We start from the raw sequence: 17,920 nt of genomic DNA, 5'->3' as shown, positions 1-17,920 counted from the left end.
ATGCCCGCGACGACGCCGCCCCAGGACACCGCCCCCCGCATCACCCTCGCCCTTGGCCTGGACGAGACCAACCTGGTCCTCGAAGCGCTGGGCCAACTGCCCTTCATCCGCGTCTACCAGCTGATCGCCACCATCCAGGAGCAGGCCCACAAGCAGCTTGCCGACCAACCGGCCGACGGGGGGACCCCGGCGTGACGACCGCGAATCTCATCCTGCACTGGCACCTGGACGAGGTCCTTGCTGCCGACGGCGTCATCGACGCCTCCGACAACCACCTCAACGGCACGCCCGAGGGCGTCCCCAAGAGCCTTCCCGACGAGCGCTTCGGCAGCTGCCTGGCACTGGACGGCGCCGCGGACGCCCTGACCCTGGGCCGGACCCCCAGGCTGGCGCTGAGTGCCGGCTACACCGTCGAAGCCTGGATCAACCCCGGCCACTTCCCCGCCGACCGGGCCGGGATCGCCGGAACCACCGCCCAGGTCTTCACCCTCACCCTTGCCGCCGACGGCTCCGTCGACCACGTCAGCGCCGCCCGGGGCGCCACCGCGACCGCCCCGCCCGGCTCCGTACCAGCCGGCGCGTGGACGCACATCGCCGCCACCTCCGACGGGCAGGCGGTGCGTACATACGTCAATGGCGCCCTCGTCGCCGAACGCCCGCTGCCCACCGGCACCGCCCCCGGTCCCGCCGCCGACGCCCTGGTCGTCGGACGCTTCGTCCAGAGCCCCTCCGGCCACTACGACGGGCGCCTTGTCCACATCCGCGTCTACGACGGCCCGCTGACCGCGGCCGAGATCCGCCTCGACATGGCTGAGGACGAGGCGGAACTGGCCGCGTTCGTCCGCAGCCACCCGGTCGACTTCGAACTGGCCAACCCGGACCAGCACCCGGTCCTGTTCATCGACGACGGGCCCTCCGGTCAGCCGATGACGCTCACCGTGAGCAACACCTCCCGGCAGGAGTTCACCCTCCGCCCCCTCACCGGTCCCGTCTCGGCCGACAACTACCACCTGGCGCTGCGGTTCCGCCCGCAGACCCTCGCCGCCACACCCGAACCGGTGCTCACCGCCCGCGGCTGGCAGCTTCTGCGTTCCCCCGACACCAGCACCGGCGGCGACACCCTCTACTTCCTGTGCACCGCCCCCGCCCCGCTCGGCCCCGGCGCGAGCCTCACCCTGCCCCTGACGGGCATGAACGCCGACGGCCGCGGCGGCACCCGCGGCACCCGTGTCGAACTCGGCTACCAGCAGCTGTCCTTCAGCGGCGAGACGGACGAACTCAGCGGTTCCCGACTGCAGTTCCTGGACATCGTCAACCACCTCGGCCGAACCGACATCCCGCTGCGCACCGGCTTCTCCGGCGGCAACCGGGTGCTCAGCGACGGATCCGCCCTCAACACCCTGCGGCTGCGCATCGCCAACGCCTCCCATGACGAGCCCATCACCCTCACCGGTACCGGCGACGGCGTGGACGGGGCCTCCGCCATCGTCGTCGCACTCGATGTCGAGCATGCCGGCGAGTCCGACGACTGGGCCCTCCTCACGGCCGGTGCCGCGCCCGCCGCCACCCTCGCCGTCAAGGGCACCTCGGACGCGGTCGCACTTCCCCTCACCGCCTTCCCCCAGCCCATACGGGAGATCGGCGCCCAGAGCCTCCAGTGGAAGCTGACCGCGTCCCGCACGGTGACCGTGCCGCCCACGGGCTGGCTCGAACTGTCGCTGAGCGGCATCGTCGCGCCCGCCTCCCTGGGCCAGTCCCAGGTGTACGTCAGCTACGTCAACGTGCCCGGGTACGCCGACGCCTCCACCGCCGTCACCGTGGAGAAGTCGCCCCTGCTCTTCTCCGGCCGGCGCGCCGGAATCGGCACCACGACCCCGCAGGCCGAACTGCAGATCATCGACGCCCCCGGCGCCCCCGACACCGGCTGCCTCATCCTCGGCCCGACCGAGGGCACCAACTCCAACCTGCGGATGGGATACGACACCACCTACAGCTGGATCCAGTCGCACGGCCTCAAACCGCTCGCTCTCAACCCCATCGGCAACAACGTCGGCATCGGCACCACATCGCCGCCCAACCCGCTCACCGTCGCGGCCGCCTCCGCCCACCTCCAACTGCGCCGCGACATCGTCAACGCGCCGGCCGGCAATCTGCTGTTCCTCGAACTCTTCCAGGCCCAGTCGACCACCCAGACAAACCCCAGCATCCGCTTCCACCAGTGGAACTCCTTCTGGCACCGCATCGAGGCCCGCCCCGAGGGCTTCCACCTCAAGACCGGCGACCTGACCAGCGACACCCTGGTGGACCTCTATGCGTCCACGCTCTTCGTCCAGCAACTGAACCTGGACGGGCTGCTGTTGAGGCTGCACGACGCGGAGATCCTCAACCAGCTGTCGTCCGGTGAACTCCAGGTCGAGCTGTACGACTTCGCGCACAGCCGCAGCGGGGGCAGCTGGACGCTGAGGCTGGTGGCGCCGTAATGCCAAGGACCAGGACCCGCAAGCGGGAGGCATCGCCTCCCCCGACCGTCGACTCCGACCGCACCGAGGCGAAGAAGAAGAAGCGCGAGGTGGGCACCGCGGAACTGGAGGGCGCCGGCGCCGACGCCGAAGTGCTCGTCGCCGAGGCCGAGCCGATGGCAACGGACGAGGTCGCCGACGGAGACCTGAGGGTGGACTGCCTGGACGTGCTCCAGGGCGACTGCACCCTGATCACCACCCCCGGGGGCCGCCGCATCATGATCGACTGCGGTTTCTATCCCCGTTTCCTCACCGGCACCACCACCCCGTCTTTCACAGGTCTCCGGCGTACGGCGCTCGCGGACGCCGTGCGAGGTTTCCTGGGAGAGGGCAAATACCTCGACATCCTCATCCTCACGCACCCGGACTTGGACCATCACAACGAGATCGCGCGCTGCCTGCCGTCCGACATGCGGGTCGGCAGCGTCTACTACAGCGGGAAGTACGGGGACTACCAGCTAGCCGTCCGGGAGCACCTGCGCGCCATCATCAACCCTCGTCCCGACGACCCGACCCGCACGAAGCTGCCCAAGCAGGTCTTCTGCCGCTGGACGACCACGGGCCGTACGACCACGGAGGTCGTGCTCAAAACCGATGACACGGAGACCGTATACGGAGCCGCGGACGGAACCATCGACGTCCGGGACACGGCCAACTGCCTGATCAAGATCCTGGTCGAGCCGAAATGCACGGTGTCCATCCTGGCCGCCGGGCTGGCGCGGAACTCCTACCTGAGTGTCCAGGACGACAATGACATAAAGATCGGCGACGGGGACACGGACGGCAGCAACTGTGGGAGCGTCGTAACGCTCGTCGAGGCGCATGGCAAGAAGCTGCTGTTCTGCGGCGACGCCACCTGCAGCACCGAACTATTCCTGGTCGACAAGCACGCGACGAGGATCGCCGACCTGGACCTGCTCCGGGTCGCGCACCACGGCAGCGGGGAGACCTCGTCCACCAAGAGCTTCATCGAGATGGCGAAAGCCAAAACGGCCGTCATCAGCTCGGGACGGCAGTACAGCTACTACCACCACCCCCGCTGGGCGGCCGTAAGCCGGTATCTCAATGAGTTCAAGTCGAGGATGCCCAGCACGCCACCGGTCGCCGATGGAGCCCTGCCGCTGGAGTTCTGGCACGGCTACGCGACCGAGGAGGGGGATCTTGCGGTCCCTCCGCCCACACCCGCCAAGCAGCGGCCACTGGGCATCAACCGCCTCACCCCCACCGCCAGCGGGACCGGCAGACGCTATGACGCGCTCCTCGGCTACCCCCTCCGCCAGACGCCTTACACCCACATGGTGCTCAAACCGACCGACGGACTACGGGACGCAGTCGCCGAACGGACCGACGCGATCGAGGAGGACGCCCGGTGACTCCCGACAGCCTGCGGGCCACGGCCGCGTCCGCGCTCCAGGACGGCCGCCTCGACCTCGACCTGGCCACGCTGCTTCCCGCCGCCGCCTCCGGCTACGTCGGCCACCTGCTCGACGGCGGCCGGCTGGTGCTCACCGGGACCACCGCCACCCCCACCGCGAACGGCGTCACCCTGACCGGGGCCGGCGCGGCCACGCCGTTCCTGGGTATGACCACGGTCACCGCCGAACTCACCGTGGAGCCCTCGGGCGACAGCGGCACCGTGGTGGCCGTGCTGGACGCCGTCGGCGACGAGAACTGGTCCTTCGTCGTCAACTTCCCCGTGCTGCGCGGCACGTTCTTCGACGGCCAGCGGTTCACGGCGCCCCGGATGCGTATGGACTCCGCCGCCGTCGCTGCCGCCGAGCTGGCCAAAGCCGGCAGCGGCGCCGCCCGCTTCACCGGCACGCTGATCGTGGGCACCCGACTGGCGGTGCTCGACCTGCTGATGCCCGGTGCCGTGCACGCCCTCGACGGCGAGATACGCATGGTCTCCGGACTGCCCGGGTCCCAGGTACCGACCTCCACCGTGCCCGACATCGTCCTGGACGGGCCGACGGGCGGACGGGCCGACCTCGGCCTGTTCAGCATCGAGCCGCTGCGGTACGAGATCTACGGCAACCCGCATTTCGACTACGCCCGCATCGACCTGGTCGTCCCGTCCTTTCTGCGGATCACCGGAGTCATCCCGTTCACCACCGCCTCCGGGCAGAGCCACCAGGTACTGGTGTACACGGACGTCTCCGGTGACGGACGGCTGATCCAGCTGACCGCCGACTTCCGTGACGTCGGCACCGTCTCGCTGTCCGACGTGGCGGCGCTGGCCGGACCCGGGGGGCTTTCCCTGCCGATCGGGCCCGGCATCGTCTCACCGGTGGTGCTGGCCGAACTGGCGGTGACCCTCACCCCGGGCGGCGGCCAACTCGTCGACTCGGTGCGCGTCCTGCTGGAGACCCAGGAAGAGTGGACGATCGTCCCGGATCTGCTGACCCTGCAGGCCGTGGACGTAATCTTCCGGGTGGAACAGCCCCTGGCGTCCACCCGCAGGGTGCGGGGTTCCGTCACCGGACTGATCGCCATCGGCGAGTACGGCACCCTCGAACTCAGCGCCGTCTCCGAATCCCGCACGCTGTCCGGCGGACTGCGCGAGGACGACCCGCCACTGAACATCCGCGAGGTCTACCAGCACTTCACCAAGCAGGACGCGGGGCATCTGCCCGACATCACCGTCCAGGCGTTCAACTTCTCCATGACACTGCCGGACGACCAGCAGCAACTGGCCTACGAGGGCCGGATCCTGCTCGACACGGACTGGCAGATCGCCGACTGGCTCGTACTCACCCAGGTCTCCTTCCAACTGGAACACCAGGACGCGGCCACCACCTTCTCGGCCCTGGCCTACTTCTACGTGGGGTCGACTTCCGTCCTGGTCTCCGCCGCGTACGACTCCGACCCCGCCAAGGGCTGGACCTTCGCCGGACAGACCGGCCCAGGCGTCGCCACCCCCATCGGCGGTATCGCCGACGACCTCGCCCGGCACTACGCCGGCCTCGCCCTCCCCGCGCCGCTGGCGGGGCTGACCGTGCAAAACGTCGGCGTCCGCTACAGCACCGGCACCGGCGCCCTGTTCGTCACCGCCGAGGTCACCCTCCCCATCGACAAGTCGACCAAACTGGTCCTCACCGTCACCATCGACACCGCCGAACGGCGCTACAGCGGCGACTTCACCGTCACCGTGCACGGCAGGGACTACGCCTTCACCGTCCGCTTCGCCGACAGCCCCGACGCCCAGCGGTTCGTCGCCACCTACCGCCACGGCACCGGCACCGGCCCGGTGCCCACCCTCAGCCAACTGGTCGGCGCGCTGTCACCGGCGGCCGCTCAGTACATACCCGACGGCGTCACCGTCGACCTGAAGGACGCCCTGTTCGCCTTCGACAAGACCGGGCTCACCAGTGTCTACGTCCTGGGCGCCGACCTCGCCGTCACCGTCGACCTGGCGAACCTGCCGCTGGTCGGCGAGCGGTTCGCCGGCGGCGGCGGGACCTTCGGCGTGGACCCGCTGCGACTGTTGGCCGTATCGGGGCCGTTGCCAATGGCGGAGGCCGCCGCGCTGAACGGCCTGCTGCCGCCGGGGGTGGCCCCGCTGTCCGCGGCCGCGGACCTGGCGGCCGGGTTCACCGCCGACGCGGTCCTGAAGCTGGGCGAGATCACCCAACCCCTGAGCCTGCCCGCGCCCGGCACCGGCACCACCGGCCAGAGGCCCACACCCGCACCAGCTCCCACTCCCGTTCCCGTTCCCGGTCAGCCGAAGGCCACCGACGACAACGTGCTCTGGTACAAGGTGCAGCGCACGTTCGGACCGGTCACCTTCCAGCGCGTGGGCTTCGCCTACCAGCGCCCGCCCGGCGGCTCCGCCAAGCTGGCGTTCCTGCTGGACGCGTCACTGAACGTGGCCGGGCTGGCGCTGACGCTCGACGGCCTCGCGGTCGGCATCGACCTCTCGGACCCGGCCGGCGGACCGCAGTTCGCGCTGCGCGGGCTCGGTGTGTCGTACAGCTCGGGTGAGGTGGAGATCAGCGGTGCGTTCCTGGTCGACACCGTCAAGTACGACGGTCGCGACCTGCCCGCCTACAGCGGCAAGGCGGTACTGCGGACCAAGACCTTCTCGCTGGGGGCGTTGGGATCGTATGTCCAACTGCCCGAGGGCCCCTCGCTGTTCGTGTACGCCTTCCTGGACTACCCGATCGGCGGGCCGCCGGTCTTCTTCGTTGAGGGGCTGGCCGCCGGGTTCGGCTACAACCGGCGCTTCATCGCCCCGGACGTGGCCGCTGTCGCGACCTTCCCGCTGGTCGCCGAGGCCGCCGGGACACAGGCCCCCGGGGCGCTGGCAGACGAGCTGAGGGCTCTGCAGGACTATCTGCCGCCCTCGCCAGGTGACTTCTTCCTGGCGATCGGCGTGCACTTCAGCTCGTTCCGGATGATCGACTCGGTGCTGCTGCTGTCGGTGGGCTTCGGCCGCCGCTTCGAGGTCAACCTGCTGGGGCTGTCCACCCTGGTCCTGCCGTCGCCGGATGCGGTGAAGGCCGGGGCGACACCGCTGGCGCAGGTGCAGTTGGCGCTGCGCGCCACACTCGTGCCCGACGAGGGGTACTTCGCGCTGCGGGCCCAGCTGACCGAGAACTCCTATCTGCTGTCCCGGGACTGCCGGCTGACCGGCGGTTTCGCTTTCCAGGTCTGGTTCGGCGACGACCACAACGGCGACTTCGTGCTCAGCGTCGGCGGATACCACCCGCGGTTCACCGTCCCCGCCCACTACCCGGCGGTCCCCCGGCTGGGCTTCAACTGGCAGGTCACACCGCAACTGGCGATGAAGGGATCGGCGTACTTCGCACTGACCCCGTCGGCCCTGATGGCGGGCGGAAGTTTCAGCGCGACCTTTGACGACGGGGCGCTCAAGGCGTGGTTCAGCGCGTCGATGGACTTCCTGATCGGCTGGAGCCCGTACCACTACGAGGCGGACTTCTGGGCGAACATCGGGGCGTCGTACACCTTCAGCTTCTTCGGTACGCACACCATCTCGGCCCAGGTCGGGGCCCAGGTGAGCCTGTGGGGACCGGAGTTCACCGGGCGGGCCGCGATCGACATCGGCATCTGCTCCTTCACCCTGGCGTTCGGGACGGGGGACCCCGCCGCACCTCAGCCGACCGACTGGACCGGGTTCCGGAAGGCGTTCCTGCCGACGGCCGACGACGCCATGGTCACCCTGGTGCTGCAGGGCGGGGCGAGCGGCCCCGGTGGCGCGGACACCGGAGACCTGGGCACCGTCAACCCGCTGGAGCTGGTGCTGCGCACCGATTCGGTCATCCCCAGCCGCGACGCCTACCGCGGCCCGGTGCAGGGCGGCCAGGCGCTGGACACCACGGGCGCGGCGACCGCCTTCGGGATCGCACCGCTGGGCCGGGACCGGAACCACCCGGTGCCGGCCACCCAGCGCATCGAGATCCGCCGGGCCGACGGCAGCCGGGCCGACGACGGCTTCCGCTACGAGCCGGTCACCAAGAACCTTCCGGCGGCCATGTGGGGGGACCGGCTGCGGCCGTCCGTGACCGACCCGCCCCTGATCGGCGACCTGCTGACGGGCTACACGATCCGGCCGCTGCCGCCGGCCGAACCGGACGCGGCACCGTTTTTGCCGCGCGCCGTGCTGCGCGCCACCACGGCGCTGGACACCCAGCGGGACGCCTACCGCTGGGTGGGCCGGCAGCCGTTCACCCCGGACGGGCGGGACGCGCCGGCCCGCCGCCAGGTAATAGCGGACAGCATCTCGGCGCCCGCAACGGCCGCGGTGCGGTTGGCCGTGGCGACGGCGGTCCTGGCAGGCCCCGCCGGTGACGATGCGCTGGACCTCGTGGGGTTCGACGCGGCTGGGTTCCTGGTCGTACCGCAGGTGGGAATGGAGCCGTGAGCGCGATGACACTGGACCGGACGCTGTTCGTCGACTACCAGACGGCCTCGCTGGCAGCCGGGGACTACCGGGTCACCGTCACCCAGACCATCGGGGTCGACCCGAAGGCGTACACGGCTACCCGGACCTTCTCCGTAGCCGGGGAACGGTTCGTGCTGCCGCCTACGCTCGTCGCGGCGGCCTTCCCGCCGGACGGCAGCCTCGGCGACCACAGCCATGTCCTGCCGCACCTGGTGCTCAGCCGTTCCAGCCTGCCGTGGGAGCGCAGTCCGGAGGCGGTGCGCGGCCCTGGCGCGCCGCTGCCATGGCTGGCGTTGCTGGTGTTCGCGGGGAACGAACAGCCCGAGCCGAAGGTCATGCCCCTGTCGGCGGCGGCGGACGCCCCGGACGCGTATTTCCCGGCGCCCGCCGCGCTCCCCGCCGACGACGACCCCAAGGTGACGGTCATCGATGTGCCCCGGGCGCTGCTGGCCGACCTGCTGCCGACCCGCGCCGAACTGCCGCTGCTGGCACACGTCCGGCGCGGCGACGGGGACGCCCCGGACGGCGCGGTGGTGGTCGGCAAGCGGCTGCCGCCGGCCGGCACGTCCAGCAGCGTGCATCTGGTCTCGCTGGAGGGGCGGTTCCCAGCCGGCGGGGACTTCGACCTGGGGCCGGGCGGGCCCGACTCCCTGGTCCGTCTGGTCTCGCTGGTCGGCTGGCGGTTCGCCTGCCTCGACGAGGCGGAGACCTTCGGGCGGCTGGCGGCACGGCTGACCGACTCCGGTAGCCCGCTGCGGCTGCCGGACAGCGGCGAGGAGCACGCCGACATGTATCTGCGGCAGGGCTACGTCCCGGTGCGGCACCGGCTGCGGGGCGGCGGCCGGTCGGTGGCCTGGTACCGGGGCCCGCTCGCCATCGGCCCGGCCACCGCGGGGCCCGACCCGGACCAGGGCCCGGCCCGGGCTGCCGACGAGCTGCTGCGCTACCACCCAGGCGTCGGTATGTTCGACGTCAGCCATGCCGCTGCCTGGGAGGCCGGACGGCTGCTGGCGCTGCACAGCACAAGCTTCGCCGGGGCGCTGTACGAGTGGAAGCGCCGTCGCGACCAGGCCGAGAAGCGCACCGTGGTGGCCGCGCATCCCCTGGCCGTGGCGCATATCGACGACGCTCTTCCGGCGGGCGTCGTCGAGTGGCTGACGGGTCTCGCCCGGCTCGACGATGTCCCCTTCGGCTATCTCGTCCCCGACGAACGGCTGCTGCCGGTGGAGACGGTGCGCTTCTTCCACCTCGACCAGGAGTGGATGCGTCACCTGGTGGACGGCGCCTACAGCCTCGGCCGGGTGGGCACCGCCGACGCCGAGCTCGACGCCGCGCATCCGCTGCCGATTGACTATCCCCTGATCACCGGTGCCCTGATTCGCTCTGATGTGGTCTCCGGTTATCCGGGGCTGCTGGTCGACGGCTATGCCGACCCGGCCGGGGCGCAGATGCTGACGCCGGTACGGGTGGAGCGGTTGGCGCCGAGCGTCCTGCTGTGCCTGTACCGGGGTGACGTGGGCCGTCTCGACATCCACCAGCAGCCGGAATCCCTGCACTTCGGGGTCGAGCCGCACCCCAGGGACAGCTTCACCAAGCGGCTGCGGGGCCTGGCCGACACCGCCCCCGACGCCGGTGAACTGGAGCCTTTGCCGCTCGGCCCGCGCGGCACGGTTCCGGTGCGGCAACTGGCCGACGCGATGGCGGCGCGGCTGGGCGCGGACCCGGCGGCGTTCAGGGCGGGGGCGCTGGCCCGGCAGATGATGGAGACGGGCGAGCGGGTCACGTTCCTGCGGGGCTGATCCGGAGGGGTAGGCCCACGGGCCTCGCGTCCGGCGTGGGTGCCGGCGGATGATCCGGCGTCGGGACCACCTCCCAGCGGCCGGGGCCGGACCGGGCAGGACCCGTCGGGACCCGGGCAGGACCCGGGCGGGACCGGGCGGGACCGGGCGAGACCCGAGCGGGACCGGGCGAGACCGGGCGAGACCCGGGCAGGACCGGGCAGGACCCGGGCAGGACCCGGGCAGGACCCGGGCAGGACCCGGGCAGGACCCGGGCAGGACCCGGGCAGGACCCGGCGGGACCCGGCGGGACCCGGCGGGACCGGACAAGGCGGGGCGGCGCGTACGGTTCTCGCCGGGATCCTGGCGGTCGGTCCTCGCGCCGGGATTCCGGCTGTGGTCTCCGAGCTCCCTACTTCACCCCTGCGGCCCTGTCCCCCGGGCTTCCGCCGCCCCCGGGCCCACGTCGACCGCGGACAGCGGAAGCGTCGGGTGCGTCAGGGCGGCCTCGGCGGCGGCACGCAGCGGGAGCGGCAGCCGACCGCACCGTTCGGCGAGGGCGGTGGCGCCGTGTCTGTCGGCGCCGACGCGGTCCCCGACGAGGGTGCGCAGCAGGCGCAGCGCGTCGCCGGGCGGCAGCGGGCCGAGCCCGATGCGGTGCGCCCCGTGCCGGACGACCAGGTCCGCGAGACGGCCCCGGCCGGTGGCGAGCACGGGGCAGCGCGGGGTGCCGGGAAGCAGCGGCCGTAGCTGGTCCGCCGACGCGATGTCGTCCAGCACCACCAGCATGCGGCGCCCGGCAAGCAGGGTGCGGTAGCGGGCGGCCCGCTCGTCCGGTGCCTGGGGTATGTCGTTGCCTGGTACGCCGAGGGCGCGCAGGAAGGCGGCGAGTATGTCGGTGGTGGCCGGGCCTGCGCCGGGTGCGGAGCCGCGCAGGTCGGCGTAGAGCTGGCCGTCGGGGAAGGCGTCGCGTACCCGGTGGCCCCAGTGCACGGCCAGCGCGGTCTTGCCGACTCCGGCGGGGCCGCACAGGAGACATATCGCGGTGGCGGCGGCCAAGTGGTCGTCCAGTGCCAGCAGTTCGGTGGCACGGCCCGTGAACGCGGGTACGTCGGGCAGCAGTTGGGCGGGCACCGCCTTGCGGACCGGGGCCGGCGGCGGTTGGGGCGGCAGGTCGGCCAGCGCCGTGACGACCAGGCGCCGGGTGTACGCCCGTCCGGCGCGCCCTGCCTCCAGGTTGCGGATCGTGCGCACCGACACGGCGGCCCGCGCGGCGAGTTCCTCCTGGGTCATCAGGGCAGCCGTGCGGCGCGACCGGACCCACAAGCCGAATTCCTCGTCGCGTAACACAGATTCCCCGGCGTCGAACAGCACCCCGCCACCTCCCCGGAATCTCCCCGAAATCTCCCCCGGTCTGGTCTTGATCGTACGGACAAGAACCCCTTCCGCGCGCCTGGTTGGGGCGGGGCGCCGGTGGTCTGCCAGGCCTTTGTCAGGCCTTTGCCGTTCAGTTGATCACCGACGGGCTTCCAGACCGCCTCTCCCGCGCGACAACCCTGGTTCGGATGGGTGACCAGGCCATACGTCCGCCCGAGGTCAACCTGCTTGCCGGTACTCGTCGATGGGGTCACCGAGTAGTCGGGTGCGACGGATGCGGCCGGCGAGCAGGATCACCGGGGCCGGCTGGCCGGCCTCTCCGGACCGACTGACTCCGCGCGTCGTGCAGTGCACGGGACCGATCAATAAGGTGCATGCGGCAGGGGGGATACCGGCGTCCCACGGTAGTGGTGTCGGTCACGGCGCGCACGAGCTCGTCGGCGGCGCCGGCCTGCCGGTAGACCGTGGCCACCGAGTTCAGGCTGATCGCTGAATCGGCTGGAGGAGCCACGCAGGCAGCCATAAGAGAGCATCTTCAGCCCGGCAGGACGTCCGCCGGACAAGGCGTTCCGGGCGTTCCCGCCCGATCGGATGCTGTTGATGCCGCAGTCGTTGGACGACTGGCTGCCCAGGGCGCATCTGACGCGGTTCGTCGCCGAGCCGGTCGACGAGGTGCTGGACCTGACGGCGATCCGCCCGCCGCGCGGCCAATGACCTCGTCCGCATCGAGGCGGACCGACGCGCGGAGGACACGTCCGGACGGGCCGGACGGGTTCCTGGTTGCCGCTCGCGTTACGGCTCACGCACCCGGGCGCACACCGGCTGACGATGAGGGGGCGTCGTAGAGGGGTCGTCGCCGGCAGGCGCGAGGCTGGGCCAACCAGCCCATACCGGAGAAGACGCTTGGCCCTGACCCGGTGTCGGCGAAGATCGAGGGAGCCTCGGCTCCGGCGGGGGCCACCCGCCGGAGTTCGATGCAGAGGCCTACCGGGATCGGCACACGGTTGGGTGCGATGTCCGGCGCCTCACATGCACTGCGCAAGGGCCAACAGGGGCCACAAGAGGCCGGACCGCCACTGGACGACCATCCGCGCCGCGGCCATCAAAGAGAGGCCGCGAGTGACGCCTTCGGTACTCGCTCAGCAGGTCCCCGCCCGGCTGTAGGTGCCGAGTTGTTCGAGCGTGGTGTTGTTCGACTCATACGCGTCGAAGACTCCCGGCGTCCCGCTGTACTTCAGCAGTGACTCGTCATTGGCGTGCAGGGACTGGGAGGTGTAGTTCACGCTCCCCGTCCAGATGATCTGCTGCACGGAACCCAGGTAACCAGCGCTTACCAGAAGGTACTTCGAGTGCACCATGGCGGCGGGCGGGGCCGTTTTGTCGAACCGGTAGACGGCCACACCGTTGTGCGGACCGCAGGCACTGAGCGCGTTGATCGCGCTGTCGTCGGACGTGCCCTGGTCGGTGTAGACGGCGTGCACGGTGCACCCGGCGTCATCGAGGCTCTTCAACTTCTGAGCGACGGACACGTCCTTGATGTCGTACATGGCCATGTGCACGCTGCCCCCGCCCGAGCAGTCGATATTGCCGAGAATGTCGAGGAGGACGTTCTTGCTGGTGTCCTGCTGCGGGAAGAAGTACGCCTTCGCGCTGGTGCCGGTGGTGGCGTTGGAGCCTGTCACCGTCGTGTAGTCGACACTTGACGCCGCATCGGACATCTGGGCCGCCTTGATCGCCGTGAAGCGGTCGATGTAGGCCTGGTAGATGTCGGGCTGGTCAACCAAAGTCAGTGCGTTGTTCCAGGCGTTGATGCCGCCGTTCACACCCGAGGTCGTAGAGATCATGTTGGCCGACGACTGCACCACCACGTTGGAGCTGCCGGACGTGCTGGTGAACAGATAGAACTTGTCATGGTTGATGATGTCGTCGGCGGTGTCGTGTTCGATGCAGCCGCCATGACACAGCAGAACGTACGAGCCCGCGGCGGGGTCGTCCCCCAGCACATTCTTCAGGTCGGCGGTCGTCTTCTGGATGTTGGAGGTCGGCGCGTAGTCATCGGCGACGATCTTGACGTTGACTCCGCGCTGGTAGGCACTCACCAGGGCGTCGTAGTACGCCTGGGAGTTGAACGCGTAGATGGAGATACGGATGGTCGCGCCCGTCGGAGTCCCATTGATCAGACCCGTCAGGTAGTTCTGCAGCGCGTATTTGTCCGTCGCGTCGTTCGGATTATTGAAGACGGCATTATTGGACAGGCCGGCCGCGTGACTCGGTGTTCCGAAACCGAGAGTGGCTCCCAGGGATATCACCAGGGCCAGGACCAGACGCGAAAAGCGAACTCGCACAATTCTATACAAAGCATATACCTTTACAGGCGGACCGGAAGCGGGCATTTGTTTCATTTATGGACATGCGAAAATGATTGGACACGCCATAGCGGCACGAGCATAGCGATCTTTCAGCGGTCGACCAGAACCGGGGAGGGGCAGCTCCCGACGACCCGCGGAACGACGCCGCACGCCCGCCGGACAGAGGTCCTTCGCGACGTTCGCCGCCGACGGCAAGACGCGCCAATCACGGTCACATGGTTGAGACTTGACCGAAATACACCCTTGTAGCCGTTCGGTACCGTTGGATACGTTGCGCCCTCCAGCGATCAAGGAAGCGGGAGGGGAACGCGTAACCGGGTCTACTCTCCGGCGGAAGCGGCTGTTCTGCCTTTTCCGCTCGAACGGGCGTGCCGTCGAATGACGACGGACGGGTAAGCGGCGACATATCCGGCGGCGAGGCAGCGACCTTGCCCGAAGGTACGGCAGCGGCTCACACAACGGCGCTCATAAATGAAGTACGTCCGTCGTGGGCGATTACTGAGCACTATCAGCGGCGCCGCTCCAGGGCGAGAATGACTGCGACAATTGATTCGGACTGCACCCGGGCTCCGAGGGAGATCGGCCAGGATTTCAGACAGCATCTGAGAACGTGCTGCTGCGGTCCCCTTATGGAAGGAATTCTTGAGGTAGTCGGGCCTCCTATCGGCAGATCTCGAACGCGGTCTGCATCCGTCCGACATGACGGACGAAACGCCGAGCCGAGCGCGCGGCTCCCGGTGATCATGAGGTGGTCGAGTCCCTCATCACCACGGCGGGACCGTGCCCGCCACGCGTCCTCGCCCGTCCCGTCTCTGGGCCAAGTCACCAACGCCTTACCGGCCGCACCAGATGAGCTCCCCGGCCTGCCGACACGCCTGGCACATCAAGGAGCACTCCCCCGCCGGCCAATCCGAACGGACCTCGCTGCGGCCAGGGCCGGGCGCCGTGAGGAGGCCGTCGCGGAAGTCGTGGCGCTGCCGACGTGGGACCCCTCTTCGGCGTTCAGGACGTGTCGGTGGGACAAGGGCTGGTCAGGCGCTGTCGGGCCACGAGAATCCGAGTTCCTCTGCGCGCTCACGGCTGCCGCCGCACACCTGCGCGTAGGACTTCGGATCCTCTTCAGCCAGCCGGCGCAAGGCGGCTGTGGCCTGTGCCTCGGGCGAGGTGCCGTCGTCCGGGATGACCCAGCGGAACTGGAGGGGACTGTCGGCTCGTTCCGGACTGCCAGACGCCAGCCCCGGCACGTACCAGAACGTCACCACGGCGGTGTCGGGGTCGTCGAAGCCGCTGCTGATCCAACCTCGACCCGCATCCCATCGGCTCAACAAATCCGGCTCCTCGATCAACCCCGCCTTGATCAGGCGGGCGATGGTGCGGGCCCGCCAGGACCAGGTGCAGTCAGTCTCTGCCCTGGCGATCTCCGCGTGATAGGCGGAGGCGTCGAACCGGTAGGCGGGCGGCTCCGGTGCCGGCTCGCGGGAGCCCGGCATGGTTTGCCGCCACTTCTCCCACACCACCTGGTCCGCATCTCGCCGGATGGTGACGTAGAGCGCTCCACAGCACCCCTCAGTGCAGTCGGCCTCCGCGAGTTGCACCTCGCGAGGCTCCGCCCCGGCCCTCAGCCGCCCCTCGTCCAGCAGGTACTCGGGGCTGTGGGCGGGCCCGCGGCCGAACACTGTCGGAACCACCGGACGGCCATGGATGAGCACACGTGCCTCGACCGGTTCCCGGTACGCGGGGTCGCCGACCACCACCTCGATGCGGAATTCGTCGGGCATGGCTGGGCGCTTGAACGGCTGCCGTCCGGTGCGGCGGATCCAGCCGGCTCGTGGCCGCTGGTCCGCCTCGTCCCCGGTGGCGCCGGCCGCCGCCCATCGAGGCTCGGCCAGCAGCCGCCCGAGCGAGTCCAGCAGTGCCGCGCGCCGCTCAGGCGGCCAGTCCAGCAGCACGCCGGTGCCGCTGCTCAGGTCCAGGGCCAGCGACAGCAGCATGGCAGCGTTGTCGAGGGTGGGCGGCAGCAGACCGGCGCGGCTGACGACTCTGTCGTACACCCGGAGCGCGTCGCGGTAGGCGAGGAGGTCGGTCGGGTCGTCACGTGAGCACCCCATCCGGACGAGCAGCCTGCCCGCGTGGGTGAGCAGGTCGGTGTCTGAGGGGTGGTGGTCGAGGAGGTCGGGCAATTGGGAAGCCTCCGCGATCCGACGGGCGACCGCGCTGCTGACGAAGCGGGGCGAGGCAGGAAGTGCGACCAGCTCCGGGAGGACGGCCTGCCTGTTATCTGTCCATAGGGCGTGGACGAGTGGCTGTAGCTCGTCACAGCGGGCGTGGACCGCGAGTCACACGACGGCCGCGGATTGACGATCCAGGATCTCGAGCGCGTTGACCGCCGGACCGGTGAGAACTCGGAACACGCCGAGAACGGTGAGATACGGGACGTCCTCGGACTCGCCCAGGCGGCCCAACAGGGCGATGCCTGCGGTGACGGCGGGCGCGGTCGTACCGGTCCGGATCAGCCCGCGTCCCAGGGCGCGGGCCACATCCACCTGCTCGACCGGCAGTGGCAGCCCAGCGACGATGGACGTGATCAGGTGCTTGTGGCGATCCTGAATGCCGAGCCGTTCGAAGCGGCGATGCAAGGTGACGGGGTCGACCGGGAGTGGGCTGAACGCTTCCCGGACGGCACGTTTCGCCTCTTCCCGAGAGAGCGGATCCTCGCCCGTAGCGGTCTTCCGAGGGAGGGAGTAACCACGCCGGGGCGGGACTCCATCGGGGGACTCGCGCAGCAGACGCAGGGCGTGGTCGTACAGAGCGGTCCGGGGAGTGAGCGCGTTGCGCTCTTCCTGGACGCTCACCGGGTGAAGTGGGACTCGATTCCGTAGGTCATGTGCGCAGCTTGCCAGCCGGTCAGCGGCATGTCGAAGGAATTGATGGGGCAGCGGCAGATTCCGAGACCCAACAAACCGTCTCGTCCCCCTGCACCGCGTTGCCGTCCCGATGATGGGCCTCCGAGCTCTGCCAGATTTCGCGCAGCTTGTCGCAGGCTCGCGAGCCGGCAGACGTCGCAGAGATTGCCGCCGGCTGTGGACTGCGGGCATTGGACAGCTGACGGTGGGTACGGGCCGGTGTCGTAGATCTGTGAGGCTTCGCCGGGTGATGGTGGCACCGCAGGTCGTAACACGGTGGTCTCCCGCAAGTCCGTTACCACGACCGCCCGGCCATCGGTGGTCAGCCGAATACCAGCAGTGCGAGCGCCAGCGCCGTATTGACGACGAGCACGGGAGGCTGACGGGCCTGCCCCTGTCTTCGGGAGCGCTTTGCCCGGTCGGCCGCAGCGCGGGATCGGCCCGCAGGGCGCGGATGCCGTCCACCGCCCGCAGGCCTCCGGTCTGTGGCGAAACCGCGATCATGAACGGCCGTGGGTGATGTGCTCCTCCAGTACCTGCGGTTCCACCTGGTCGAAGGTGTCGTGATCGAAAACGCCTTGCCCGATGGCGAATTGGTGGCTGTGCGGGCACGTACGGCTGCGGAGCGGGCCGCGTGCCCGGCGTGCGGAACGCTGTCGGCTCGGGCGCACAGCCGGTACGTACGTCGGCTCGCCGACAGCGCGGTCGGCGGACGCCCGTTGCTGATCGGGTTACAGGTGCGACGTTCCGCCACGGTCAATGTTCTTGCGGGCAGGCGACGTTCGCCGAACAGGCCGACGGGCTGAGCCTTCCGCACGGCAGGCGGAGCGCCGGCTGCGGACAGCGCTGGACCGCCGTGCTGTGATGCCGACCGGCCCGGCCGGCGCCCGCCTGGCCCACGCTCCGGCGGCCGAGCCGACGCGACTGCGACGGCGGGCCGCTGCCTGCTCAGCCGACCTGTCGGCGGATGCCCTCGGGTGGCCCGCTCTTCCACGCGGCGGGCACGCCGGGACCCAGAGCATGGAACCATTTGAGCGCCAGGCACACTCTGCGTGTAGTAGTCCCTTTCACC

Annotated in this window: 10 protein-coding genes; 6 read left to right on the top strand and 4 right to left on the bottom strand. The window is 70.0% G+C overall.

Annotated elements, in window-relative coordinates:
• Genes ACFYR3_RS35685 through ACFYR3_RS35665 form a run of 5 tightly spaced genes read left to right on the top strand, consistent with a single transcriptional unit; the run spans position 1 to position 10,220 of the window.
• Entirely contained in the window at positions 1–195 is a 195-nt protein-coding gene (locus tag ACFYR3_RS35685) for a hypothetical protein (protein ID WP_355853925.1), read from the top strand.
• Positions 192–2,480, top strand: coding sequence for a LamG domain-containing protein (locus ACFYR3_RS35680; protein WP_389286096.1), 2,289 nt, complete (start codon positions 192–194; stop codon positions 2,478–2,480). The genes ACFYR3_RS35685 and ACFYR3_RS35680 overlap by 4 nt, the downstream gene beginning before the upstream one ends.
• Complete coding sequence (locus tag ACFYR3_RS35675) at positions 2,480–3,892, top strand: MBL fold metallo-hydrolase (protein ID WP_355853930.1); 1,413 nt, start codon at positions 2,480–2,482, stop codon at positions 3,890–3,892. Before ACFYR3_RS35680 ends, ACFYR3_RS35675 begins: the two co-directional genes overlap by 1 nt.
• Positions 3,889–8,400 carry a DUF6603 domain-containing protein gene (locus ACFYR3_RS35670; protein ID WP_389286094.1) on the top strand — a complete coding sequence of 1,504 codons (4,512 nt, stop codon included), beginning with the start codon at positions 3,889–3,891 and terminating at the stop codon, positions 8,398–8,400. The genes ACFYR3_RS35675 and ACFYR3_RS35670 overlap by 4 nt, the downstream gene beginning before the upstream one ends.
• Positions 8,397–10,220, top strand: a complete 1,824-nt coding sequence (locus ACFYR3_RS35665) for a hypothetical protein (protein WP_355853936.1) — start codon at positions 8,397–8,399, stop codon at positions 10,218–10,220. Before ACFYR3_RS35670 ends, ACFYR3_RS35665 begins: the two co-directional genes overlap by 4 nt.
• Positions 10,221–10,616: 396 nt before the next feature.
• Here ACFYR3_RS35665 and ACFYR3_RS35660 read toward each other — a convergent pair whose 3' ends face one another.
• From ACFYR3_RS35660 to ACFYR3_RS35645, 4 genes are all read right to left on the bottom strand, one after another.
• Complete coding sequence (locus ACFYR3_RS35660; RefSeq protein WP_355853939.1) at positions 10,617–11,492, bottom strand: NB-ARC domain-containing protein; 876 nt, start codon at positions 11,490–11,492, stop codon at positions 10,617–10,619.
• 1,223 nt (positions 11,493–12,715) lie between these two features.
• Positions 12,716–13,921: a phospholipase D-like domain-containing protein gene (locus ACFYR3_RS35655; RefSeq protein ID WP_355853942.1), complete on the bottom strand. Its 1,206-nt coding sequence runs from the start codon at positions 13,919–13,921 to the stop codon at positions 12,716–12,718.
• Positions 13,922–14,976: 1,055 nt separating this feature from the next.
• Positions 14,977–16,125 carry a hypothetical protein gene (locus ACFYR3_RS35650; protein WP_389286091.1) on the bottom strand — a complete coding sequence of 383 codons (1,149 nt, stop codon included), beginning with the start codon at positions 16,123–16,125 and terminating at the stop codon, positions 14,977–14,979.
• Positions 16,126–16,281: 156 nt separating this feature from the next.
• A complete protein-coding gene (locus tag ACFYR3_RS35645) occupies positions 16,282–16,581 on the bottom strand; it encodes a hypothetical protein (RefSeq protein WP_389286089.1) in 300 nt (99 codons plus the stop codon).
• A gap of 779 nt (positions 16,582–17,360) precedes the next feature.
• Between ACFYR3_RS35645 and ACFYR3_RS35640 the strand changes: the two genes are divergently transcribed.
• Positions 17,361–17,654, top strand: a complete 294-nt coding sequence (locus ACFYR3_RS35640) for a transposase family protein (RefSeq protein ID WP_355853948.1) — start codon at positions 17,361–17,363, stop codon at positions 17,652–17,654.
• The last annotated feature ends 266 nt before the right edge of the window (positions 17,655–17,920 follow it).

Origin of the sequence: Streptomyces sp. NPDC005784 (assembly GCF_042871525.1) — a bacterium.
Classification (GTDB): Bacteria; Actinomycetota; Actinomycetes; order Streptomycetales; family Streptomycetaceae; genus Streptomyces.
Note: the sequence above shows the minus strand (reverse complement) of the source record. Positions and strands in the feature narration are given on the sequence as shown.

Excerpts from the sequence above, each read along its gene's own strand:
- ACFYR3_RS35675 (WP_355853930.1), top strand. The coding sequence starts at position 2,480 with ATGCCAAGGACCAGGACCCGCAAGCGGGAGGCATCGCCTCCCCCGACC.
- ACFYR3_RS35660 (WP_355853939.1), bottom strand. The coding sequence starts at position 11,492 with ATGACCCAGGAGGAACTCGCCGCGCGGGCCGCCGTGTCGGTGCGCACG.
- ACFYR3_RS35685 (WP_355853925.1), top strand. The coding sequence starts at position 1 with ATGCCCGCGACGACGCCGCCCCAGGACACCGCCCCCCGCATCACCCTC.